Origin of the sequence: Acinetobacter guillouiae CIP 63.46 (genome assembly GCF_000368145.1) — a bacterium.
GTDB classification, from domain to species: domain Bacteria; phylum Pseudomonadota; class Gammaproteobacteria; order Pseudomonadales; family Moraxellaceae; genus Acinetobacter; species Acinetobacter guillouiae.
In genome coordinates this window covers 322212-346974 of the sequence record NZ_KB849281.1, presented here as the reverse complement: position 1 = coordinate 346974, position 24763 = coordinate 322212, and the positions used below count along the sequence as shown (strand labels likewise).

The window sequence follows — 24763 nt, the reverse complement described above, 5'->3', positions numbered from 1 at the left end:
GTATTGTTTTAATTTAAAAGCATATCTAGCATCTAAAATAGTGATGTCCAGTAATGATGGATATCACTATTTTTTTAATATCTTTGAATGCTTAACCTAGTGCTGAACAGCCTAAAGACGACTTGGGCTGTATTAAAGCTATTTCATCTTCAATATTTTAATTTATTTTTCACCTTTTATTTATAGCCTGTCTTTATCGAGATGTCTTTATAGGAATGATACTGTCATTTAAGGACAACCTTGAGCCAAAGCATATTCACTTGATTGACAAGATCTGCATGGATCATTATTTTGATTTTATTAGTTCCTTTTTGGAACTTGTTATTTTGTGATAAATTCTTGAGGTGAACCATGTCTATATCAGCGGTGAAAGAAAAATCAAAGCAAAAAACACCTGCATCATTTCCAGTACGTCGTATGGATTATGAGTTTCAGGATATGCCCAAGTATTGGTGTAATGACGAACCTACCTTTACTCATTACTTCACAGGTCTATCAACACTTTTTCCAGAAGGTGAATCGTACTTTGTCCGTTCAGTGCGAGCCTTACGTAAAAAAATTAAAAATAATCCACAATTAGACCGTGATATTGGAGCCTTTATTGGACAAGAAGCCATGCACTCTAAAGAACATCATGCTTTTCATGTCAGTGCACAACAATATGGTTTAGATCCTGAATCTTTAGAAAAAGTCACAGGGATCATATTAAAAGCAATTGAACGTACTTTTCCTAAAAAGTGGAATCTCTTGGTGACTGTGGGTCTGGAACATTACACCGCAGTGTTGGTGGTGGAGATGATGAAAGATGTCAATGAATTGATGACGAATGAAAGCATTCGTAATTTATGGTTATGGCACAGTGTTGAAGAAACCGAACATAAGGCTGTGGCTTATGACATGTATGAATACTTATATGGAAAGGGCTTAGCTGCTTATATTCCTCGCGTGGCGATTTTCACGTTTAGTCTGGTTTTGATTACTGCATTGTCGAGTGTTTATCAAGTTGTGCTGTTAAAACGCGATCGCCAATTATTAAATCTAAAATCATGGCGCAAATTTGCTCAGCATGGTGTGGAAAAATATAAAGTTTTTATTCCTAAATTTATAGATTACTACCGTTTTAATTTCCATCCCAATGATACGGATGAGTCTGAAATCGTGGCAAAAACCAAAGTAAAAATAGGCCTATCTGAAACGCCTCATCATTTACCATCATAACTCTGAGGAAAGAATTATGCGATCTGAAGCATCAAAAGCAAGTTGGGCAATGATTCCTCGACAGGTTAAATTTGAATGGGATCACTCGCCTTTACACTGGATACCACAAGACCCATTGGCAAGTCATGGTGTCAATCATTTTAGTTTTACCTTGGTTCGAGGAGAGTATTTTTTCTGCCGAATGTTCAATAAAGCTTTACCTTTTATTCATGATGAAAAACTTAAGCAAGATGCCAAAATTTTCATTCGACAAGAAGCCATTCATTCACAAGCGCACAAGGATTCAATCGAAGAATATTTGCTACGTTATGGGGTGGATGTGGAGAACCAATATAAACGAGTTGTTGGCTTATTTGATCGGTTACTCGCGGACAAACCTTTGGGTTTTAACTTACCTAAAGTCTGGCAGCGACCTTGGTTAAATGCGCGAGTTGGGTTAGTGGCCGCGGCTGAACATTTTACTGCAGCAATTGGTCAATATGTATTAACCCGTTCAGATTGGCAGGCACGTGGTGGAGATCCTGTGGTAAGTGACTTGTTTACTTGGCATAGTGCTGAGGAAGTTGAGCATCGTACGGTTGCTTATGATGTTTATCAGCATATTTCAGGGAGTTATTTATTACGTGTTGCGGTGATGGCTGTGACCGCTCCTATTTTTACCTATCTCATGGCGGCTGGTACTGTACAACTGGCTCAAGATGATCCTGCTATTCCACAAAACCAAAAAAGCTTATGGCAACCCGCTTTTTGGAAAGCTTGGCATCGTTCTGATTTAAATGGTTATATACCAGGACCAGTGTGGTTTTTTAAGACCAGTTTACGGTTTTTTAAGCCCAACTATCATCCCTATTACGAAGCTTCAACTGAACTTGCTCAAGCCTACTTGGCACAGTCAGCAGGGGTACTTGCATATCAGCAAAAAACTGAAACTGTTCCGCGGGTGGTTTCATGAAGCATTTTGATAAGACCAAGCTATATGTTCATTCAGGAAATATCTGTTTGGCTGCTTACCATTGGGGCAGCTTAGATGTTGATCAAGATACTATTGTATTGATACATGGTTATCCAGATTCTGCTGAAGTCTGGCACGCGGTGGCACAATATTTAGCCCCTCATTTTAATGTGGTTGCTTATGATGTACGTGGTACAGGATTATCTGATATTCCAAAAACAACAGCAGATTATGCTTTTGAACATTTGATCGAAGATTTATCCCAAGTGATTAAAGCAGTGAGCCCACATCAATCGGTCCATTTGGTTGGACATGATTGGGGCGCTTTACAAGGTTGGGAAGCGGTATTGGCTGACCGATTAAAGTCTCAAATTGCGTCTTATACTGCATTGGCGCCAAGTACAGATCATGTAGGGTGGTGGTTTCATCGCCAGTTGGCCCAAGGTAACTTACAAGGCTATTTCAACGTGATTAAGCGAGTGTCAGCATCAAGTTATATGGCAATGTTACAAATCCCTGTACTTCCTGAACTGACTTGGCGTTTAGGTCTTGGCAAAGTATGGCCAAAACTGGTGGGGTATTTAGAAAAAACCTCAGTTGATAAGAGCCCGACCCAACTTCGCAATGCCATCAGTGGTTTAGGTCTATATCGTCAAAATTTAACCAAAGCATTATTCAAGCCGACAGGTCGAACCACAACCATTCCTGTGCAAATGTTATTGATGAATCAAGATCCATTTGTACCGCTTGCTTTAAGCCGTGGGATGGAAGAGTGGGGGGATGATATTCGCTATAGCGAAGTTTCGGCAGGGCATTGGGGGATTTTAAGTCAACCACAGGCAGTGGCGGATAAGATTCAGCAATTTGTGCAACTGTTTTTAGTCAATAAAGCCATAGCTATCGTTTAAGAGACGGATCAAATAGCCCAATCAACGATGATGGTGCTGTTTGATCCAATAGATGTTGTCATCGAAGCATGTTGTTAAATGACAGCTTTAAATTTATTTGCTGCCTAAACGATGTCCTGATTTAAAACCATTTTCATGCGCAAAAAATACAATAGATAACCCCAATAATGATAATGCGATGATACAAACAAAGAATGAGTCTATTCCTACATTTTGTAGTAGGATGCCACCTAAAATACCGCCCCCTGCAACAGCAAGATTAAACACCGTCACCAGCATTGATTGGGCAATATCCACATTTTCATCTGCGACATCTGCCAGCGCAGTTTGTAGTAGAGTTGGTGCACCGCCAAAAGTCATTCCCCAAAGTACGATACCTAGCATCACAAGCCAGATGTGATGACCGCTCAAGCCCATGAAAAGAGCAGCGATGGCAAAGCCTGTTAAACTGATTAGGGTTAATTTGCGTAATGATCTATCGATCCAAATCCCTGTAATCCAAATGCCAAATATTGAAGAAAGACCAAAAATAAGAAGAATAAGATCAATATGCTCACTCAGCTGTACAGCAGACAAATAAGGCGAAATAAACGTATAAAGTATGTTATGTGCCAAAATCCAAACAAAAATAACCGCCAAAATTGTGCCTATACCGGGGTGTACCAAGACCTTGAGAATGGATTGTTGTTTGCTCGCGGGTTGTCCAGCCAAATGAGGGAGGCTTATTTTTATCCAGATGATCAGGATTAAAGCAAGTCCTGAAATCACCCAGAAAACCCCACGCCAGCCAAACAGATTGCCCAATCCAATAGCTAAAGGCACACCCATACATAATGCAATGGGTTGACCGACCCCAACGATCGCCATCGCTCTGCCTTGTAGATGGGCAGGAACTAGACTTCGAGCATAACCCGCCAAGATACCCCAGATAATTCCAGCTGACATTCCCGCAATAAATCGTGAAATCAGGATGACAATATAGCTGGAAGATAGCGCTGTTAGACTATTGAAGACAAACAAGCCTGTGATTGCCAATAACAATAAAGGTTTTCTTGACCAACTCCGTGTTGCAGCAACCACAGGGATCGTCGCAATGACCGATCCTAGGGCATAAACTGAAATCATTTGCCCTGCTAAAGCTTCAGACACCTCTAAGTCATGACTGATCAATGCCAATAAGCCCGCAGGTATGATTTCCGTCATAATGGTAATAAAACCTGCAACCGTAAATGCCAATAATTTCCATATCGGTAAGCTGGGCGCAGATCGGTTCTGCTCTGATCTGTTGTTGAACTGATTCATGCGCTATACCTCTGTGTATGATTGACAGAAAGTTCATCTCGTTTATGGAATATAGGCATCACAAAATTTTGAAGATCAATATTCATTGTAGACTCCATGTTGTCATTTATATTGGAATGATCGTTCCATTTTTAGGTAAATAAAACCCTCAGCATTGCAAATTAGCCAGTCTGCTAAGGGGGAAACTAAAAATTAATACAAGGTATTCAGTGCGACTTCAGCAACATTCTCTAGATATTGCTGACGATTTTCTGCGCTACAGCCTTTGCTTAAAACGCGAATGCCTTGAATGGTATTCACGAAAAAAAGTGCTAAGGCTTGCGAAGAACTATGTAGGGTGATTTCACCAGATTGCTTTCCTCTGATCATGAGCTGTTCCAGTGCGTGCTGTAATCGTTCAAAGTTGTACGTGACAGATTCTGCAGTCTTTTGATCGTGTCCTGCTAACTCCAAACAGGCATTGGCCATCAGGCAACCCCGATGTTGCGGATCATTTAATTCATCTTCAATGATACGAGATAATAATTGTTGCATGATACTTTTGACTGATCCATCACTGGATAACAAATCAATATTTGATTTACTGATCAGGCGTTGATAGCGAGATAAGGCTTGTTGGTATAGCTGCTCTTTATTTTTAAAGGAACTATATAAACTGCTGCGTGAGAGTCCAGTTTCCTCAACCAAATCTTGAATTGATGTCGCTGCAAATCCTTTACGCCAGAAAACTTGCATAACTGCATTTTCAACTTCTTCAGGATCAAACTCTTTAGTACGCATAATGTTAATTTATACTGGAACAATCGTTCCTAATACTTTATACAAACAATCAATGGGTGTCTAATGATAATTCAACAGTATGGGGAGATTTGAGTTTGCTTTATTGAATTAAGCCAAGATATAAGTCAACCTGTCAAAAAAGCTCAGACACAAGAATATAATTTCTTTTAATGAATATTTTTAATTAAATCAATTGCATGAGAAAATAAATTATTTAATTATAAAAAGCTTGCAATGCCACACCTTACCTTCAAAGTTTAAATAGCTTTGCGTAGGCGATGCCTCACTTTTCGTAGGGATTGCCAAACCTTGCGCTGCAAACAAAGCAGTGCTTTGTTTTTGCTCATGTTGGGCGAGAGGTACGTCCTGTACCCCCGCCCAACGGCGACATCCATGTCGCCTCACGGTAGAATCACCATCTATAATTCAAAAGTAAAAAAAAATGAATTGATAACCAACAGTTTCTAAAAGCACATACAAAAACATAAGTTCATTTCTGATCAATGACTTGATAGAAATCACTTGTATGAATAATTAGGGGGGTGACTATAGACATTAAAAAACCACGCTCATGAAGGGCATGGTTTTTGGTTGATCTATAACAGGTTACTAAATATCTAAACTTTAGCTTAAAACTTTTTAGTGAGTGAAAAAGTGAGGGTGGAATCAATTGGATTTGAAACTTTGGCATTGGGATTGCCATTGCTGTATTTTTGATAATATCCGTCTTTGTCCCATGCTTTGCTATAACTTAAACTGGAAGATAAGCCATAAGGCAGCGCTTTGTTAATGGCAACACTGGCATCTTGAAAGCTTGCGGCAGAAAAGTTTTTTATACGTTGATTGCCATAATGCATATTCAGCGACCAACCTTGAGCGATGGGTTGTAACCAATTCACATCTAAATAGCCTGAACCACGAGAGTGCTTATTGGAACCAATTGCTAAAGTGTCAGAATTATTGCCAAAATAATCTTGAGTATAGGTAATTGCATATTTAACACTCAGCGGACCATAGCTGATTTCTGGAATAATTTCACCATAATCAAAACGGGTATGACCTGTTTCAGCAGTGGTTTTTGCCCCAGGATAGTAGTAATAAGCGACTTTAGTACCCAGATTTAACTGACCGAAACTACGGCTATAACCAGTATAGACATCCCATTCAACATTGGCATCACGGATGAAGTCATCACTCACAGTAGAAGCCCAAGTTCCTACATAAAAACCATTGGGATGAGCATAATCAAATCCGCCTTGTACAGCAGGGTTGCCCCAGGTCTGTTGAAAACCACGTGAGATATATTGGCTGGCTACTGTCAAATTTGCACTATACGGAGACGGCGTTTCTACACCAGATTCATTGGCATGTAGGGTTTGAAAAAATAAACTCAAAGGGATGGTCAATAATAATTTTTTTCTCATTTTATTCGTCCTTGAAAGATGCGACACACTCAGTCAAAACTGAGGTGTCGCTAAAATATGAATACTTTTACACGATCGGACGTAAAGGCGCTTTGCGCACAGGTGCTGTGCCAGCTTTGTAATAACCCGCTTCAGAACGTGGCAATTTTTTGCCACGAATTTGATCTGCGATTTTTTCAGCGATCATAATCGTTGTGGCATTTAAATTTCCAGTAATGATCAGCGGCATAATCGAAGCATCAACAACGCGCAAGCCTTGTAGACCGTGTACACGACCTTGACCGTCAACCACTGCCATTTCATCTTCACCCATCTTACAACTACATGAAGGATGGTAAGCAGTTTCAGCATGGTTGCGCACGAAATCATCCAGTTCAGCATCAGTTTGCACCTGTTTTCCAGGACTGATTTCATCGCCACGATATGCATCTAATGCAGGCTGTTGCATGATTTCACGGGTGATACGAATGGCATCACGGAATTCACGCCAGTCTTGCTCAGTCGACATATAGTTGAACAGAATACTTGGATGTTCAAATGGATCTTTAGATTTCAGCTTAATTCGACCACGTGCTGGTGAGCGCATAGAACCAACATGCGCTTGGAAGCCGTGTTCTTTCACTGCATTACTGCCGTTATAGTTAATCGCAACGGGTAAGAAGTGATATTGAATATTTGGCCAGTCAAATTCATCTGAGCTGCGGATAAAACCACCTGCTTCAAACTGGTTGCTTGCGCCAATACCAGTCCCATTAAATAACCATTCAGCACCAATTGCAGGCTGGTTAAACCATTTTAAAGCGGGGTAGAGTGAAACAGGTTGCTTACATTTGTATTGTAAGTACATTTCCAAATGGTCTTGTAAGTTTTCACCGACACCCGGTAAATCATGTACAACATCGATGTCCATTGATTTAAGGAAGCTACTTTCACCAACACCCGAACGTTGCAAAATTTGTGGTGATGCGATAGCACCCGCACAAAGCAAGACCTCACGGTTTGCACGTGCTTGTGTGAGATTGGTTTTATCCGCACCGATGATATATTCCACACCAATCGCTTGCTTTTGATTAAATAAAATTTTATTGGTGGTGGCATGGGTCACGATCGTTAAATTAGGGCGACCTTTTGCCATGTCTAAATAACCACGTGCGGTACTAGAGCGACGGCCTTTTGGTGTCACGGTACGATCCATTGGACCGAAACCTTCTTGTTGATAACCATTTAAGTCATCTGTACGTGGATAGCCTGCTTGTACACCTGCTTCAACCATGGCATGGAACAAGACATTATTGCCATTTTTAGGGGTTGCCACAGATACAGGGCCATTGGCGCCGTGGTAGTCATTGCCACCAATATCACGGGTTTCAGCTTTTTTATAATATGGTAAGCAGTCTGCATAGCTCCAGTCTTCTAGCCCTTTGAGCGTCGACCAGTTATCTAAGTCCATTGCATTACCACGGATATAACACATCCCGTTAATCAATGAGGAACCACCTAAACCTTTACCACGGCCGCATTCCATACGGCGATTATTCATATGTGGTTCAGGATCAGTGAGATATGCCCAGTTGTAACGGCGTCCTTGTAGTGGGTAGGCCAACGCTGCTGGCATTTGAGTACGGAAATCTAAACGGTAGTCTGGGCCACCTGCTTCCAAGAGTAAAACAGTAACGTCTTTGTCTTCTGTTAAACGTGTTGCGAGCACATTTCCGGCAGATCCTGCGCCGATGATAATGTAGTCATATGCTTGAGTAGTCATAATTATCCTTTTTGTATTTTTTAAAAGTGCCAATGCAATCAGGTGATGACATGGCACATAGGATTGATATACGGAGAAAGTGTGAGTGCATTAAAAAATGCTTTGATACTCACCTAACTCAACTTGAACTGATTTGATACGGGTGTAATGCCCAAGTGTGGTTAAACCATTTTCACGACCGACGCCTGATTGCTTATAGCCACCCACTGGCATTTCAGCAGGGGATTCGCCCCATGTGTTGATCCAGCAAATACCTGCTTCGATTTGATGAATAATACGATGTGCTTTGGTGATGTCTTGTGTCACAACACCCGCTGCTAAACCAAAAGTGGTGTCATTGGCACGACGAATGACTTCTTCTTCAGTTTCATAACTGAGAATGCTCATGACAGGGCCAAAGATTTCTTCTTCTACAATGCGCATATCATCTTGGCAGTCACTGAAAACTGTCGGTAACACATAAGCACCTTGCGCCAATTCAGCTTCTGTCGCACGGCCACCGCCAATGAGCAGTTTGGCACCTTGTTGTTTGCCTGACTCAATGAAAGACAAGACTTTTTCCATATGCGGGAAGCTGGTGAGTGGACCAAAGTTGGTTTGCTCAGCCATTGGATCGCCGATACGGATCCGTTTTACCCGTTCTACAATAGCGGCTTCAAAATCTGCCAACAGTGCTTTTGGAACAAAGACACGTGTACCATTGGTACAGACTTGACCTGAACTAAAGAAGTTTGCCATCACCGCAATGTCTGCTGCACGATTGAGGTCAGCATCATCACAAATAATTAAAGGGGATTTACCGCCGAGTTCCATGGTCACTTCTTTGAGTGTAGAACCTGCGGCACTTGCCATAACTTTCTTGCCTGTTTCAACACCACCAGTGAAAGAAATTTTTTCAATAATTGGATGTTCAGTTAACCATTGTCCAATCTCACGGCCTGCACCTTGTACCACGTTAAATACGCCATCTGGTAGTCCAGCTTCAGTATAGATTTCAGCAAGTTTGAATACGCTCAGCGGTGTGGTTTCACTTGGTTTAAAGATCATGGCATTCCCAGCAGCTAGCGCAGGGGCAGATTTCCATAATGCGATTTGAATTGGATAGTTCCAAGCTCCGATTCCCGCGACAACACCAAGCGGTTCACGACGGGTATAGAAAAAGCTTGATTCACGAAGCGGAACTTGCTCTCCCTGAATTGCAGTCGCGAGACCTGCATAATATTCGAGTACATCAGCACCGGTGACAATATCAACGGTCGATGTTTCGCTATAGGCTTTACCTGTATCGAGGGTTTCTAAGCGAGCGAGTTCATCATTACGCTCACGTAAAATGTCGACAGCGCGACGTAAAATACGAGAACGCTCCATCGCTGTCATTGCGGCCCAAATTTTTTGACCTTGTTGTGCGCTTTGAACAGCCGCTTCAATGTCTTGTTGTGATGCTTGTTGAAGGGTTGCGATCACTTCACCGTTGGCAGGGTTAATACTGGTAAAGGTCTTACCACTGGTCGCTGCTACATAGCGACCATGGATGTACAATTGATGAACTTGTGAATCACTCATTCTGTCTCTCCTGCAAAGGTTTTTTCGCAAATTGCAATTGCGTTTTTACATAATCGTAAGCAATGGAACGTGCCAGCTGGCTGTCAAATTCATCATGACTGCTTAAACTGCCACGTAACCATAATCCGTCAATCAATGCCGCTAAACCACGAGCGGCAATGCTTGCCTGTTCTTTATCCAATAACTTGAGAAAGTGAAACTTCAAGTTTGAATACAGGCGTTGATCATTAATTTGTTGCAAGCGCCCAAGTTCGGGTAGGTGCATGCTTGCAGACCAAAAGTCTAACCAGATGCGCATGGCTTGTTTATTGACCTGACTAATATCAAAGTTAGAGTCAATAATCGCTTTAAGTTGGCTTTCTGGATGCTCGTCTGCTTCAGTTTTATTTTGGTCGGTTTTGCGACGTAAAACATTCAGCATTTCTTGCATGCAGGTATTTATTAATCCCTGTTTATCACCAAAATAGTGACTCACAATACCTGTGGATAGCTCGGCTTTCTTTGCGATTTGTGCAATGGTCATATTGGATAAGCCCACTTCATAAATCACATCAAATGCGGCGTTAATAATTTCTTCACGTCGCACATGCTCTGGTTTGACTCTACGTTTTGTCATGTATATCCACTTAAAGTGCTGAAAAGGCACTTTTTATTTAACATTACTCAATGTAGAACATCTTAGCATTTTTTTATAATACTTTTTATTGATTGAACGTTCAATCAATAAAAAGTATAATCTGCAAAAATCAATAATTTTTTGATGAGTAATAAGAAATGTAAGTGTATACATCAACATTCTGATCCATCAGGATGTTCAGTAAAAATAGTACATATCCTATTATTTTTTAAGAAAATACACCGATTGCAAGGAGCAATAGCATGGTGTCAAATAGCCATAAAGGATATTCATCCGAACGGATTCGATTAAATTTATTTGTGTTTGGAAGTTCTGCAATCAGTATCGGTATTTTTGGCCTATTGTTTGTTTTATTTCCAGAAAGAAGTCAGTTTTGGCTAACCTATGTGCAAGAGCAGGCCAATCAACTCTTTGGTTGGTATTACATGCTGGTGATTGTGGCATGTCTGGGTTTTGTCGGATGGTTGGCTTTTTCACGTGCTGGACAACTTCCACTTGGAAAAGATGGTGATAAACCTGAGTTTGGTTACTTGGCTTGGGTGTCTATGCTGTTTTCAGCAGGTATCGGTATTGCCTTACTGTATTATGGTGTTGCTGAACCTGTCGATCATTTCTTAAGACCACCTGAAGGCGAGGGCGGCACAATCCAAGCTGCCAGAGATGCCATGATGTATAGCTTTTTACATTGGGGTATACATGGCTGGGTGCTCTATGCCTTATTGGGTGTCACCTTGGGCTATTTTGCCTTTCGCTTAGATTTACCTCTGGCTCTACGTTCTGCGCTTTATCCAATTTTTGGCGATCGGATCTATGGTTTGATCGGCGACTTTGTGGATGGCTTTGGGATTTTAGCCACGGTGATTTCTTTGGTCACCAATCTAGGTATTGGTGCACTGGTGTTGGTTTCGGGCATCAGTTATTTAGTCCCAGCCATTCCCGACAACAATGTTACCCTGATTGCAGTGGTATTGGTGATGATGTCTGTTGCGACAATCACCACGGTGGTGGGGATTGAAAAAGGACTGGCTTGGCTTTCACGGATTAACTTACGTTTACTCTATGCGTTATTGTTATTTGTGTTCTTAACAGGGCCAACTAATCATTTACTGAATGGTTTGGTACAGAACGTGGGTGACTATCTCAACCATTTTGTTGCGAAAAGCTTTGATGTGTATTTATACAATCCACAAGCAAAAGGCTGGCTTGGTTCTTGGACGGTGTTTTATTGGGCTTGGTGGATTGCTTGGGCACCTTTCGTTGGGATGTTTATTGCGCGTATTTCAAAAGGGCGCACCATTCGTGAAGTGGTCTTGGGTGTGTGTCTGATCCCTTTAGGCTTTACTTTGGCTTGGATTTCCATTTTCGGAAATACTGCAATTGATTTAATTTTGACTCAAAAACAAAAAGTTTTGGGCGATATGGTTCTTACCGATCCAGCTTTGTCTTTGTTTAAGTTGCTCGAATATTTACCTTTTAATCCTTATGTGGCAGGGATTGTTGTGGTGATTTGTTTTGTACTGTTCTTGACCCCAGTGGGTTCTGGTACGCTGATGATTGCAAATCTGTCTACAAAAGGCGGAAGCAATGAAAGTGATTCACCGATTTGGTTGCGAATTTTCTGGTCTGTGGTGATTACGATTGTCAGTATTGGTTTACTGTTAGCAGGTAGTTTTCATTCGATGCAAAGTGCCGTGGTGCTATGTGGTTTACCATTCTCGGTGATTATTTTGCTGTATATGTTTGGTTTAACCAAAGCAATTAATCAGGACTTAGCCAGCCCGCAACCACCACAAGCCATCAACAAAACGACTGATTCTTCTGAACTCGTCAAATAATAAGATCCACAGATCAACATGAGGATTTAATACACAATTAGGTTGATGCTAGTGCAGGATGAAATGAGATCAGTGATTTTGGCGCAATAGCAAAAGTTGATTGCGCATGTTAAATAGAAGAAATTCCTCTAGGCAGTATGGAGTTTGCTTATTGCCTAGAGGAAGTCAGTTAAACCGGATTAAAACTTATATTTAAGTCCTAAATTATAGTTACGGCCTTCGCCCCATGTATACGTGCTATACCAGCTAAAAATCGTATAATATTTTTCATCTAAAAGATTGTTTACATTAAAAGAAACAGATAGTTGATCATTGACTTCATAGTTTGCCATTGCATCAAATAGCCAATAATCAGACACCACATGTTTAACAGGATCTTTATACAGTGGATTGGTGACATCGCCCCAAGTCTTATCTTGCCAACGTGCACCACCACCAATAGTTAAACCATCCACCCATTGATTGAGCTTATAACTGGTATAAAGGCTAAATTCATTTTCAGGGGTCAAAGTGCTCTGCTTTATCCCATCTTGTTTAGATATTTTATGATTAAAGCCAGCATGTAAATTCCAACCCGGGCGAATTTCACCAGTAACTTCGAGTTCAGCCCCTTTGGTTTTGACACCTTGTAGCGCTTCAGATGCGACACCACCAGATGGTGTAAGGACGTTTGGAATCTCTTTCGCAAAATTGTCTTGTTTGAGTTGATAATATGCCAAGCTAGCATTTAAGCGACCATCAAAAAATTCACCTTTGATTCCAGCTTCGTAGTTTTCTCCCTCAAGCGGATCAAGTGTTTTACCGTTTGGATTTTGTGCAGATTGAGGTTTAAATATGGTGCTGTAGCTTGCATAAACTGAGTATTGGTCATTTAAATCATAAACCGCACCGACATAAGGTATAAAGATACCTGACTCTTTCGTCTCTTCTGACTTATAGTTTGCAATACGTCCACCCAAAATGACTTTTAAATCATCATGTAAATTCAAACGGGAAGTGAGATAAAATCCATTCTGCTTGGTGGTTTCATTGTTTGACCAATGATTACCTCTTTGCCAATCAGGCTCTGCAACATTCCCGTTCCATTGATAATATTGATCTACACTGGTTTTATAATCAGTTGGTGTACCATAACCATTATTTTTCCAAGTGCTTTCAGAAATGCTTGCACCGACAACCAGCTCGTGTTCACGGCCAAAAAGTTGAAATGGACCTGTTGCATAGATGTCTGCAGCATCACTTTTGGTTTCGCCTTTATAGTTTCCAGCCCACATTGAAACACCAGTGCCAGTCGATGGATTTGGATGACCACCAGCCGCTGCGCCTAATTGTGCATCATAGCCATTGATTTGATGATTTAACTGGATTTTTGCGACCCAATCATTATCAAACTTATGCTCTAAGGTTGAGAAAATGGTTCGGGTATATTGCTCCCAATTACTCCAATTTGCACCATTGTTAAAGCCACGCGGCATTTTATTGAATTGGCCCGCCGAATTATAAATCGGGATACCGCCCCACGTTGATCCCTTAGGTTTATTGTCTTGATAATCTGCGCCTACAGTCAGTAGGGTATTGTCGGTTAAATCTGCTTCTAATATGCCGTAGAACACAGGGGTTTTGCGTTCATAGCGATCTAATTGAGATTCTTTGTCTTGATACGCAGCAACTCCACGCGCACGAATACTGCCCGTTTCGTTAAGTGGACCACTTAAATCAATTTGGCCGCGGTAGTTATTCCATGTGCCTAGACCAAGAGAAACATTTCCTTGGAAATCTTTGGTTGGTTTTTTACGAATGAGATTAATGGTTGCACCAGGATCACCCACCCCAGTTAAAAGCCCCGTTGCTCCTTTTAAAACTTCGATACGATCATAAATCGCCATATCACTCAGGGTATTTCCTGCTGAGTAGGCCGAATCACGATTCATCGGGATCCCATCGTACTGGAAGTTTTGTATTGCAAAACCACGGGAGTAATATTCTGTCCGTTCACTGTCATAGGTCACCACACTAACACCCGGGGTATGCCGCATAACATCATCGATAGAGTTGAGATTAAAATCATCCATTTCTTGGCGAGTAATCACACTAATCGTTTGTGGGGTTTCTTTGGGTTTTAAAACCAAACGCGTTGCTGTGGCAATTGAACCCGGAGTATAGACACCACTGTTTTCTGTAATTTCACCCAATTGGTTTGCTGTAAACTTGAGTGTTGGCAATGCGAGAGGTTCTGCATTATTTTGAGTCGTTTCTTCAGCAGCATGCAAAAGGGTAGTAGCAGCTACAGAAGTGAGACCTAACATGATCATTTGAATCATTTTTGACAGGTATTTTTTGTCTGTCATTTGCATTCTTGTTGATGACATCGAAAGCGGCCTTATAAGATGTGAGGAGTACGCTTATAATGTCGTTTGAGATTTAAAAAAGGATCAAACAAATTTATCCCTGTCATTTTGAGATAACATTGGCTCATCTGTTAACGCGGGTAGATTGGTTTTAAGTTTTGCACTTGGCTAGAGAAAAACAACCTTGGTAATCTTATTTTCAGCAATTACATCACCATGTTTTCGCGGCAGTTATAATTAGTCATCATGAAAAAAATGCTGTAGTGGATTCGCTTTGGATCTTTAAGCAGACCATGATGTATAGCTATGCAACACAGGCTGAGCAATGAATAATAAAAAAGACTCGGATCGCGAGATCCGAGTCGGCTGCTGTCAATTGTGTTCAATCATCATTGAGTTAGGCCATAATAAAGCCAGAGCATCAACCTCAAGAATTGATTTCCATTCCAAATTCTTCCCCTAAATAACCGTCTTAAGAACAGTGAGAGGGGGGTGATTTAAATCAGGCAATGGCTTGATTTAAACAGGCATATCTAGATCATCAAATGTTTCTAGTGTTTTACCTTGTTCTAGATGTTTTTGATAATATGCGACTCGGCTCAGATCTAATGTTGAGCTGGACATTCCGACATTCCAATAGCCCGCCACACGAATATCATCTTTACTCAAATGACTATGTTGGGTAAACAGCTTACGTATCGCTCTTGCTTCATTACGTTCACAGGCTGCCCAAACGCTTATATCTTTACGATCTTTAAACTGCTCGGCAACTTTAAGTAGTATGCCCAATTTACCCGCTTGCTGTGGTTTTTCCCGATGGAGTAAATGCATATTTACTCCATGATGTTTTGGCAAATCATCAATAATATTGGCTTCACAACTTTCAATATAAATCTCTCCCTGAATCCCCGTTTGCCAATGCTGTAAAATTGAATAGACGGCAGGAATGGCGGTTTCGTCAGCAAACATCACCACGCGTTTGGTTGGGGTAAAATTGGGGATGAAGTGCGGTCTTGGACCAGTAAGTTGAATTTTAGTGCCAATTTTTGCTGAATCTAGCCAAAGCATTGCTGGACTTGGGTCAGCATGTAGAACAAAGTCAATTTCAATTTGGCGGGTGCTTGGATCAAAGCAACGCACGGTATATACACGTGATATGGGTAAGCTGTCTGCTTGTTGATGCACTTCTAAACGAATGGCAAGGTTGGGTGTTGTCCATAAGTCTGGCTGTGTTGTATTGATTTCGCCCCGGATACGTACAATTGAAGGAAAAGGATGAGATATCGCCGTTATCGTCATCTCAATGACTTCCAGATTCCGCATATGATCATCTTGTTTCAGTATCGCTTTTGGGTCTGATACTGTTTTTTTGTCTGAAACCGTTTTTTGGTCTGGTACTATTTTTTGATCTGATGTCGTTTGTTGTTGGCTATTCATTATTAAGTCTACCTATATTTATTAAGCAATAAACCACAATTGCCTTTCTTTCAGTGCTGAGCGGATCGAGAAGATCTGCATGGTGTTAAATGTAAAATATAATCATTATCATTTAAAGGGCATTTATGTTTAAATTACTTGTATTTTAATTTTAGCAATTGATTTATTGCGGAGAGAGGTAAGATTGTGAGGCATTATAGTATTGATCAGGCTAATGGTTTATTTTAATTGCGTGAAAAATATATTAATTTTAATCTTGTAATTTTCTATATAGTCAAATCACCTAATTATTTCATACAAGTGATTTGCATCAAGTCATTGAGCATAAATGAAGCTTATGTTTTTGTATGAACTTTTAAAAATTGTTGGTTATCAATTCATTTTTATACTTTTGAATCATAGCTGGTGATCCTACCGTGAGGCGACATGGATGTCGCCGTTGGGCGGGAGTACAGGACGTACCCCTCGCCCAATAGAAGATTTTTGTCACTTTTCATCTCTGAAAAGTGAGGCATCGCCTACGCAAAGGGATTTAAACTTTGAATGTAAGATGTGGCAGTGTAAGTTTTTATATAATTAAACAATATCATTTCATCATATGTTTGATTTAATTAAAAATATTAATTAAGAGAAATTATATTATTGTGTCTGATTTTTTTTGACAGGTTGACTATATTTGCCGTGCATTTTCTGTCGTTGGCCTTAAAATTAATCTTAGATCGATTCATTTATCATTTTTTATACAAAGCAATTTTAAGCAAAACAACTTCAAGCAAAAACATAGCTCGCTTGAGGAGATGTATTCTACTTTACTCAACTTTATAGCCTTAAACATCGGAGCAAAACGGCACTGTGCTACAAGTTGTGCAATAAAATATCTAAGTTCATTGAGCCTAAAGTAATTTTAAAAAATACGCGCGATGCTGACTTTGTTCAGGCAATAATTCCAGTACCCGTTGTATTGCATCATTACGTTCAGGAAGACGACTAATAATTTTTAAAAGTGGGTCAATATCCTGAATTTGATAAATCAGATGACTTAAACGCGCATCGAAACAATCACGCCATGTGGTCAAGAAAGGGCTTTCTGATTTGGCCAAAAAACTACCTTTGTAAAGTGAAAATGTACTGGCGAGAAAACCTGCATTGAGAGACTGTTCAGCTCTGGTAAAGTCGGTTTGAATCTCACAAACTAACTTATAAGGGCGCGATAAAATACAGTTGGGAAGTAAGGTGCGTAATTGTGACATTTCTGCTTTTAAGGTTTTTTCACTAATGTCCCGATCACCGTATAACGCATAGTGCAGTTCATCTAGGTTAATACCCTCTGGGTGTAACACAAGAATGCATAGAATTTCAATTTGTCGATGGGTTAAAGTTAAAAGCTGTTGGTTAAATTGAACTTTGGGTGTACCAAAAACTTTGAGGTAAAGCATGTTTTTTTGTTCAAATTGAATCGCACGTTGAACCAACTCTGCGCAGCGCTCTACAGCCAATACACCCAGTGAAGTATGCTTCTTGTACTTGGTCGATAAATTAATCACACCATGAAATTGTCCAGATACAGGGTCAACAATCGGCGCGGCATAACAAACCCAATCCTGTACACTGTTCATCTGATTTTCATGTGAATAAACACAGCTAGAGAGATGATTATTTAAAGCCAAACCAATCGCATTTGTACCGACAGCCTGTGTTGACCAATGTCCACCTTCGACAAAATGCACTTGCTCAGCAGAGGAGAGCATAGCACGACTGCTCCATGTCCAAAGTAATGTGCCATGATGATCTGTGATTCCAATTGCCATTTCAGAATCATCTGCAATTTTTAGTAAATCCGCATAATTATGTTGAAGAGAACGACGAAACAGTGACGGTTCTAGTTCGGTAGGTAAAGCGAGAAGTGGCGCAGCAGTGACGGATTCGATATTGACAAAATGTGTGGTCTGTAAACGAAGCGCTTGTGGCTGTAATTGATTCAATAGCTTCATATCATATTCCTTTATGATGAATGGTTATGCCATTAATACCTTGTATTCTTTGTCGTTGTGTCTGGTGATTTTAGTTGATGATCACACCAGATTTTAAGCTATATTCAAACAAATAGTGTTCCGAAAATAATCATCTTTATTAATTCATTTATTTCACTTTAGAAGTTAATGTTTCGCTTTGAAATGAGTTTTCTGCTCACAAATGTTAAATAAAGTTACCAATAAAAAGACAGTGTGATCTTTTTAGTACTCATTGTTTAATGTTTAGGCGTCCATATTCACTTTAACACTTAATCATCCTAAATTTCTGTTGCAATGCTTTCACGTGTAAACGGCTTGGGTACAGGCTCGCCCTTGTATTGACGATCAGCAAAATAGCTGGAACGAACCATTGGCGCACTCCATATATTTTTAAACCCTAATAACTCACCATGTGCTTGATAATGTTCAAACTCTTTCAATGAAACAAAACGATGTATTGGGGCATGAGATTTAGACGGCTGTAAGTATTGACCAATGGTGACATAGTCCACCTGATAGTCACTGAGGTCATTCAGCAACACAATAACTTCTGCTTCGACTTCACCCAATCCCACCATCAAGCCACATTTCGTTGCGATGTCTGGACGTAAATGCTTAAACCGTTTTAACAGTTCCAAGGAATGTTGATAATCTGAACCTGGACGCATTGCACGGTACAAACGAGGGACCGTTTCAATATTATGATTAAATACATCTGGCGGGGTTTCGCTCAGAATGTTGAGGGCAACTTCTAATCTGCCCCGAAAATCAGGGACTAAAATCTCAATTAGCGTATCTGGGCTACTTTTACGGATTTCTCGAATACATGCAGCAAAGTGTTGTGCTCCACCGTCAATAAGATCATCACGGTCTACTGAGGTAATCACCACATAGTTTAAATTTAGATTTTTAACGGTTTCTGCTAAATGTTTCGGTTCATCAGCATCTAAAATATTTGGACGTCCATGGGCCACATCACAAAATGGGCATCGACGGGTACAAATATCTCCCATAATCATAAAGGTCGCTGTTCCACCACCAAAGCATTGTGGCAAATTGGGGCACGCGGCTTCTTCACATACGGTATGTAGTTTTTGTTGACGTAATAAATTTTTAATACGTTGCACTTCTTCAGGCTGGCTGATCTTGGCGCGAATCCATTCAGGCTTTTGTGGGATCTGTTCAGTACTGATAATTTTTACTGGAATACGTGCCAATTTATCTGCACCACGTAGTTTTTGTCCCGTGGTAACTGAAACTTTTAAATCCATTTTAAATAGTCCATTAAATAAAATAATTCAATATAAAATGACATTTTTATCTATGATGTCAAATATATTTAAAATATTTATAAATATAATAAAAGAGTGCAAAATATTAATATTATAAAATAAAGGTTGGTTAAAGGTTTGATTTTTTAAGTTTTTGAAAATTATAAAAATTTACAAATATTTTTTGCTTTATAAAGTACTGTTTTTAATATTTTTATTGTGTTTTATAAATAAATATTTTTTTAGTCTAATATTAATTTTAAATGAAATAATTTTATATAAATATACGAGTTTTAAATACCAGTGTTTGTTTTTAAATATATGGTTTTTACTTTTAACTGTGAGCATGAAGGAATAAGTATATGCAATTAACGGAAGAGCAATTGCTAGCAGCATACAGACGGATGCGAGATATTCGTGAGTTTGAGGATCGACTTCACGATGAAAATAATACAGGTGATATTCCCGGATTTATCCATCTTTACAGTGGTGAAGAAGCGGTAGCCGTTGGAATTTGTGAAAATTTGACCGACAAAGATTTTATTACCTCAACCCATCGTGGTCACGGTCACTGCATTGCCAAAGGATGTGATATTCACGGCATGATGTTGGAAATTTTTGGTAAAGATGATGGTTTGTGCCGTGGCAAAGGCGGTTCAATGCATATTGCTGATCTAGACAAAGGCATGTTGGGAGCCAACGGTATTGTCGGTGGCGGGCCGCCTTTGGCAATTGGAGCTGCGTTAACCGCAAAAACCTTAAAGACGGGTGGAATTGGTCTGTCATTTACTGGGGATGGTGGTTCTAACCAAGGTTTGACCTTTGAAGCTATGAATATGGCTGTGGTTTTAAAACTCCCAGTGATTTTTGTTTTTGAAAATAATGGTTTTGGTGAAGGTACTGCGCATGATTATGCAGTCGGAAGCAAGGACATTGCAGGTCGTGCTGCGGCTTTTGGTATGCCTGCTGAAAAAGTAGATGGGACAGATTTCTTTGCTGTGTATGAGGTCGCCCAAAAAGCTATTGAACGTGCACGTCGTGGCGAAGGCCCAAGTGTGATTGAAACCATTACCAATCGTTTTTATGGACACTTTGAAGGTGACCCAGGACTGATTCGTTCAAAAGAAGAGCTCGATTATGTCAAAGAGCATAAAGATCCGTTGAAAATTTTCCGTGAAAAAGTCAAAGGCAAGATTGCTGAAGCCACACTGGATGCAATTGATGTTGAATCAAAAACCAATGTCGATGCTGCTGTCGCAAAAGCACGTGCTGCCAATTATCCAGAACTTTCTCAACTTCTTACCGACGTTTATGTCTCTTACTAAAGGAATAGTAAAGCAATGCCAAATAAAAGTTATCGAAACGCGATTAAAGAAGCGATTGAATCAGAAATGCGCCGTGACCCAAGCGTGATTGTTGTCGGTGAAGATGTCCGTGGCGGGCATGGCGGTAAAAATACGGATGACAATAAACTCGAAGGCTTTGGCGGCGTACTTGGTGTCACCAAAGGGCTATGGACAGAGTTTGGTTCAGAGCGTGTGATTGATACCCCGATTACTGAATCTGCAATTATTGGAATGGCAGCAGGGGCTGCTGCAACAGGTTTACGACCTGTGGCTGACCTGATGTTTATGGACTTCTATGGCGTATGTCATGACATGTTGTATAACCAAGCGGCCAAATTTCGTTATATGTTTGGTGGAAAAGCCAAAGCGCCTTTGGTGGTTCGAGGCATGATCGGCGCAGGCTTTTCTGCTGCCGCACAACATTCACAATCCCCGTATAACGTGTTTGCTGCTGTACCCGGTTTAAAAGTCGTGGTGCCATCTAGTGCGTATGATGTAAAAGGCTTATTGATCCAAGCCATCCGTGATGATGATCCCGTGGTTTTTTGTGAACATAAATTGCTTTATGACATCAAAGGTGAAGTTCCTGATGAACCATATACCATCCCTTTTGGTGTAGCAAATTACACCCGTGAAGGAACCGATGTCACGATTATTGCGCTAAGTTTAATGGTGCATCGTGCCAATGAAGTCGCGGATAAGCTTGCCAAGGAGGGGATTTCTGTAGAAGTTGTCGATCCAAGAACGATTTCTCCACTGGATGAAGAAGGCATTTTAGAGTCTGTTGCGTCAACAGGGCGTGTGGTGATTGTTGATGAGTCTGCTGCCCGTTGTGGTTTTGGGCATGATGTGGCTGCATTGATTGCACAAAAAGGCTTTCATTATCTCAAAGCACCCATTGAACTGGTGACACCACCGCATTCACCTGTGCCATTTTCACCCGTATTAGAAAAACAATGGCTACCAAGTGTAGAACGTATCGAACAGGCTGTACGTAAAACGTTGGAGGCTTAGGATGAGCGAAATTAAAACTTTAGAAATCCCAAAATGGGGTTTGTCGATGGAAGAGGGCACCATTGCCCAATGGTTGATTCAAGAAGGTGAGCAGTTTAGTAAAGGACAAGAAATTTGTGAAATTGAAACCACAAAAATCGTCAATGTCCTTGAAGCACCGTTTGATAGTACCTTGCGTAAAATCATTGCCAATAATGGCGATACTTTAGTGGTTGGCGGGATCATTGCAATTTGTGCAGATGCGCAAGTTTCTGATGCTGAAATTGATGCCTTTGCTCAATCTTTGGCTGGTGCACCTATTGTCAATGAAAGCAAAGCTGTTGAAGTGGTTACTGAAAAGCTGACAGCGACTCAGCCTGAAACCAAGACACAAGCTGTGCCTAAACAGAATCGTACTGAGCAGGTATCAAAAGCTGTTGCCCAAAATGGCTATGTAATTCCTGCGGCATTACAAGGTTACCAACATGTTGAGGATGTTTTTGCAACACCGCATGCCTTGAAATTGGCTGAAAAGCATCAAGTGAATTTGGCGCTGGTTTCAGGCTCAGGGCGTGAAGGTCGTATCAGTGTGCAAGACATTCAAACCGCAGTTCAAGCTGCGGGTGGATCATGGCCCGATATTCGACAGCAACCGAGTGGTAAAGTGGCGAAATCTAAAGCAGATGATAGCCAAGTGTTGGCAACACCAGTTGCACGTCGTTTAGCCAAACAATGGGGCATTAATTTACATGACTGCCGTGCGTCAGGTTCCAGAGGGCGTATTTGTAAGGAAGATGTTGAAGCAGTTTATCAGCGTGAAAACCCTGCACCTACTCAAAATAGCGCTGATGTAACGCTGACTGAAGCGGCGAAAGTGACCACCATTGCGATGAATGGCATGCGTAAAGCCATTGCTTCACGCTTACAGACAGCAAAACGCAATGCACCACACTTCCGTTTAACAGTAAATTTAAATGTAGATGCCATTCAGGGATTACGTCAGCAAATTAATGCCACTGTGCCGCAAGTGAAATTGTCAATCAATGACATGCTGATTAAAGCGGCAGCAGCTGCATTGAACAAAGTGCCGCAGGTCAATGTTCAGTTTGATGAAGAGAATCAGCAGATTTTGCAGTTTGATCAGGCGGATATCTCTGTTGCCGTAGCGATTGAGAATGGCCTTATCACTCCAATCATTAAAGCTGCCAATACCAAGTCTTTGGCACAAATTTCCAATGATATGCGTGATCTTGCAACACGTGCCAAAACCGGAAAATTGGCGCCTGATGAATTTCAGGGTGGCAGTTTCAGTATTTCGAATTTAGGTATGCTCGGCGTTCAACAGTTTGACGCGATTATTAACCCACCCCAAGGTGCGATTTTAGCTTTAGGTGCAGCAGAAAAACGGGCAATTGTTGAAAATGAGAGCATCGTGATTCGACAGATGGTGACCGCGACCTTGTCTTGTGATCATCGGGTGATTGATGGTGCGTTAGGCGCACAGTTCTTGGCAGCATTTAAGCAGTTTGTTGAAAATCCTGCATTGATTTTGGTGTAGGAGCATGAGCATGTCAGACACACAATTTGATCTTATTGTGATAGGCGCTGGTCCAGGTGGCTATGTGGCTGCGATTCGTGCAGCCCAACTGGGCTTAAAAACAGCGATTGTTGAAGAACAGCATTTGGGTGGCATTTGCCTGAATTGGGGCTGTATTCCAACCAAAGCTTTATTGAGTGGCGCGGCACTTGCACAGCAATTTAAACATTCACAACAGTTTGGTTTTTCTTTGGGGGCGATTGATTTTGATATCCAACAACTGGTACGTCATAGCCGTCAGGTGTCAGAACAGTTGGTACAAGGGATTAGGCAATTACTGAAAAAGAATCAAGTTACTGTTTTTAATGCAAGCGCTCAATTTATCGCGAAAGAACGCTTAGAACTGACTGATACAAAGGGTCAAAAACAACAGATTTCTGCACCGCATATTATTGTGGCAACGGGTGCTAGAGCCGCCAATTTAGCGCATGTTCCTGTCGATGGACAGCATGTCTGGAGTTATAAAGAGGCTTTAGTCCCAGAACAATTGCCGAAATCACTTCTGGTGATTGGTTCAGGGGCCATTGGCAGTGAGTTTGCCAGTTTATATCAGGACTTAGGCTGTCAAGTCACCTTGGTTGATATTGCCAAACAGATCCTACCCAGTGAAGACCTTGACGTTGCCAAATATGTGCAAAAGCAATTTGAACAGCATGGCATGACGGTTTTGACTGAAGCCGCTGTACAAAACATCGAAATCGACAAGGGCCAAGTACATTGTCATGTTGAAACTGCAACAGGTGTACAAACCATCACTGTTGAAAAAGTCCTTTCCGCAATCGGTGTGCAACCCAATACTCAAAATCTGGGTTTAGAAACATTGGGTATTGAGTTTGAGCATGGTTTTATCAAAGTTGATCCGTGGTGTAAGACCAATGTGGTTGGAGTGTATGCCATTGGTGATGTCGCAGGTGCGCCATGCTTGGCACATAAAGCCAGTCATGAAGCAATTTTATGTGTGGAGAAAATTGCTGGACTGACGCATGTACATGTTTTAGATCGTAGCCAAATTCCAGGGTGTATTTTTACCCATCCGCAGGTTGCAAGTATTGGGCTAAGCGAGCAAAAAGCCAAAGCAGCAGGTTTTACAATCAATGTGGGTAAGTTCCCTTTACAAGCCAATGGTAAAGCTTTGGCTTTAGGCGAGACCACAAGATTTGTAAAAACTATTTTTAATCAAGAAACAGGGGAATTGTTGGGGGCACACATGGTGGGTCATGAGGTCACTGAACATATTCAGGGCTTTGCCATCGCTAAATATTTAGAAGCCACTGATGAAAGCCTAGCACAGGTTATTTTCCCACATCCTACGTTATCTGAGGCGATGCATGAGTCGGTTTTATCGGCAATGCAACGTGCAATCCATATTTAAGGAGTC

The 24763-nt window shown here is 40.9% G+C and carries 18 protein-coding genes; 8 read left to right on the top strand and 10 right to left on the bottom strand.

The window, feature by feature from the left end; translation table 11 throughout:
* Positions 1-351: 351 nt before the first annotated feature.
* Genes F981_RS01565 through F981_RS01555 form a run of 3 tightly spaced genes read left to right on the top strand, consistent with a single transcriptional unit; the run spans position 352 to position 3078 of the window.
* Positions 352-1218: a metal-dependent hydrolase gene (locus F981_RS01565; protein WP_004717590.1), complete on the top strand. Its 867-nt coding sequence runs from the start codon at positions 352-354 to the stop codon at positions 1216-1218.
* Positions 1219-1234: 16 nt separating this feature from the next.
* The gene (locus F981_RS01560; RefSeq protein ID WP_004717588.1) at positions 1235-2170 is read left to right on the top strand and encodes a metal-dependent hydrolase; all 936 of its coding nucleotides are present in this window, start codon (positions 1235-1237) and stop codon (positions 2168-2170) included.
* A complete protein-coding gene (locus F981_RS01555) occupies positions 2167-3078 on the top strand; it encodes an alpha/beta fold hydrolase (RefSeq protein WP_004717586.1) in 912 nt (303 codons plus the stop codon). The genes F981_RS01560 and F981_RS01555 overlap by 4 nt, the downstream gene beginning before the upstream one ends.
* A gap of 93 nt (positions 3079-3171) precedes the next feature.
* Here the strand turns inward: F981_RS01555 and F981_RS01550 are convergent, their stop codons facing one another.
* The 6 genes from F981_RS01550 to betI form a co-directional block, all read right to left on the bottom strand.
* Positions 3172-4380: an MFS transporter gene (locus F981_RS01550; protein WP_004717584.1), complete on the bottom strand. Its 1209-nt coding sequence runs from the start codon at positions 4378-4380 to the stop codon at positions 3172-3174.
* Between the two features lie 192 nt (positions 4381-4572).
* Positions 4573-5160: a TetR/AcrR family transcriptional regulator gene (locus tag F981_RS01545; protein WP_004717582.1), complete on the bottom strand. Its 588-nt coding sequence runs from the start codon at positions 5158-5160 to the stop codon at positions 4573-4575.
* A 629-nt stretch (positions 5161-5789) separates the two neighbouring features.
* Positions 5790-6584, bottom strand: coding sequence for a TorF family putative porin (locus F981_RS01535; RefSeq protein WP_004717580.1), 795 nt, complete (start codon positions 6582-6584; stop codon positions 5790-5792).
* Positions 6585-6651: 67 nt separating this feature from the next.
* Positions 6652-8346: a choline dehydrogenase gene (gene betA, locus F981_RS01530; RefSeq protein ID WP_004717579.1), complete on the bottom strand. Its 1695-nt coding sequence runs from the start codon at positions 8344-8346 to the stop codon at positions 6652-6654.
* Positions 8347-8436: 90 nt separating this feature from the next.
* Positions 8437-9909, bottom strand: a complete 1473-nt coding sequence (gene betB, locus F981_RS01525; protein WP_004717577.1) for a betaine-aldehyde dehydrogenase — start codon at positions 9907-9909, stop codon at positions 8437-8439.
* Complete coding sequence (gene betI, locus F981_RS01520; protein ID WP_004717575.1) at positions 9902-10525, bottom strand: transcriptional regulator BetI; 624 nt, start codon at positions 10523-10525, stop codon at positions 9902-9904. Before betI ends, betB begins: the two co-directional genes overlap by 8 nt.
* 263 nt (positions 10526-10788) lie before the next feature.
* On the opposite strand from betI, the gene F981_RS01515 reads away from it, so the two are divergent.
* Complete coding sequence (locus F981_RS01515; protein WP_004717570.1) at positions 10789-12381, top strand: BCCT family transporter; 1593 nt, start codon at positions 10789-10791, stop codon at positions 12379-12381.
* Positions 12382-12560: 179 nt separating this feature from the next.
* Here F981_RS01515 and F981_RS01510 read toward each other — a convergent pair whose 3' ends face one another.
* The 4 genes from F981_RS01510 to lipA all read right to left on the bottom strand — a co-directional run bounded on the left by F981_RS01510 (position 12561) and on the right by lipA (position 19449).
* A complete protein-coding gene (locus tag F981_RS01510) occupies positions 12561-14729 on the bottom strand; it encodes a TonB-dependent siderophore receptor (RefSeq protein WP_228129008.1) in 2169 nt (722 codons plus the stop codon).
* Positions 14730-15248: 519 nt separating this feature from the next.
* A complete protein-coding gene (locus F981_RS01505; RefSeq protein ID WP_004717566.1) occupies positions 15249-16166 on the bottom strand; it encodes a siderophore-interacting protein in 918 nt (305 codons plus the stop codon).
* A gap of 893 nt (positions 16167-17059) precedes the next feature.
* The gene (locus F981_RS01500; protein WP_004717563.1) at positions 17060-18157 is read right to left on the bottom strand and encodes a helix-turn-helix domain-containing protein; all 1098 of its coding nucleotides are present in this window, start codon (positions 18155-18157) and stop codon (positions 17060-17062) included.
* A 299-nt stretch (positions 18158-18456) separates the two neighbouring features.
* Positions 18457-19449 (bottom strand): lipoyl synthase, encoded by a 993-nt coding sequence (gene lipA, locus F981_RS01495; protein WP_004717562.1) that lies wholly within the window; start codon positions 19447-19449, stop codon positions 18457-18459.
* Positions 19450-19811: 362 nt separating this feature from the next.
* Between lipA and F981_RS01490 the strand changes: the two genes are divergently transcribed.
* The 4 genes from F981_RS01490 to lpdA are packed head-to-tail and all read left to right on the top strand — an operon-like array spanning position 19812 to position 24757.
* On the top strand, positions 19812-20774 hold the full coding sequence (locus F981_RS01490) for a thiamine pyrophosphate-dependent dehydrogenase E1 component subunit alpha (RefSeq protein WP_004717560.1): 963 nt from the start codon (positions 19812-19814) through the stop codon (positions 20772-20774).
* A gap of 15 nt (positions 20775-20789) precedes the next feature.
* The gene (locus tag F981_RS01485) at positions 20790-21809 is read left to right on the top strand and encodes an alpha-ketoacid dehydrogenase subunit beta (RefSeq protein ID WP_004717558.1); all 1020 of its coding nucleotides are present in this window, start codon (positions 20790-20792) and stop codon (positions 21807-21809) included.
* Between the two features lies 1 nt (position 21810).
* Positions 21811-23346, top strand: coding sequence for a 2-oxo acid dehydrogenase subunit E2 (locus F981_RS01480; protein ID WP_004717557.1), 1536 nt, complete (start codon positions 21811-21813; stop codon positions 23344-23346).
* Positions 23347-23356: 10 nt separating this feature from the next.
* Positions 23357-24757, top strand: a complete 1401-nt coding sequence (gene lpdA / locus F981_RS01475; RefSeq protein ID WP_004717555.1) for a dihydrolipoyl dehydrogenase — start codon at positions 23357-23359, stop codon at positions 24755-24757.
* The last annotated feature ends 6 nt before the right edge of the window (positions 24758-24763 follow it).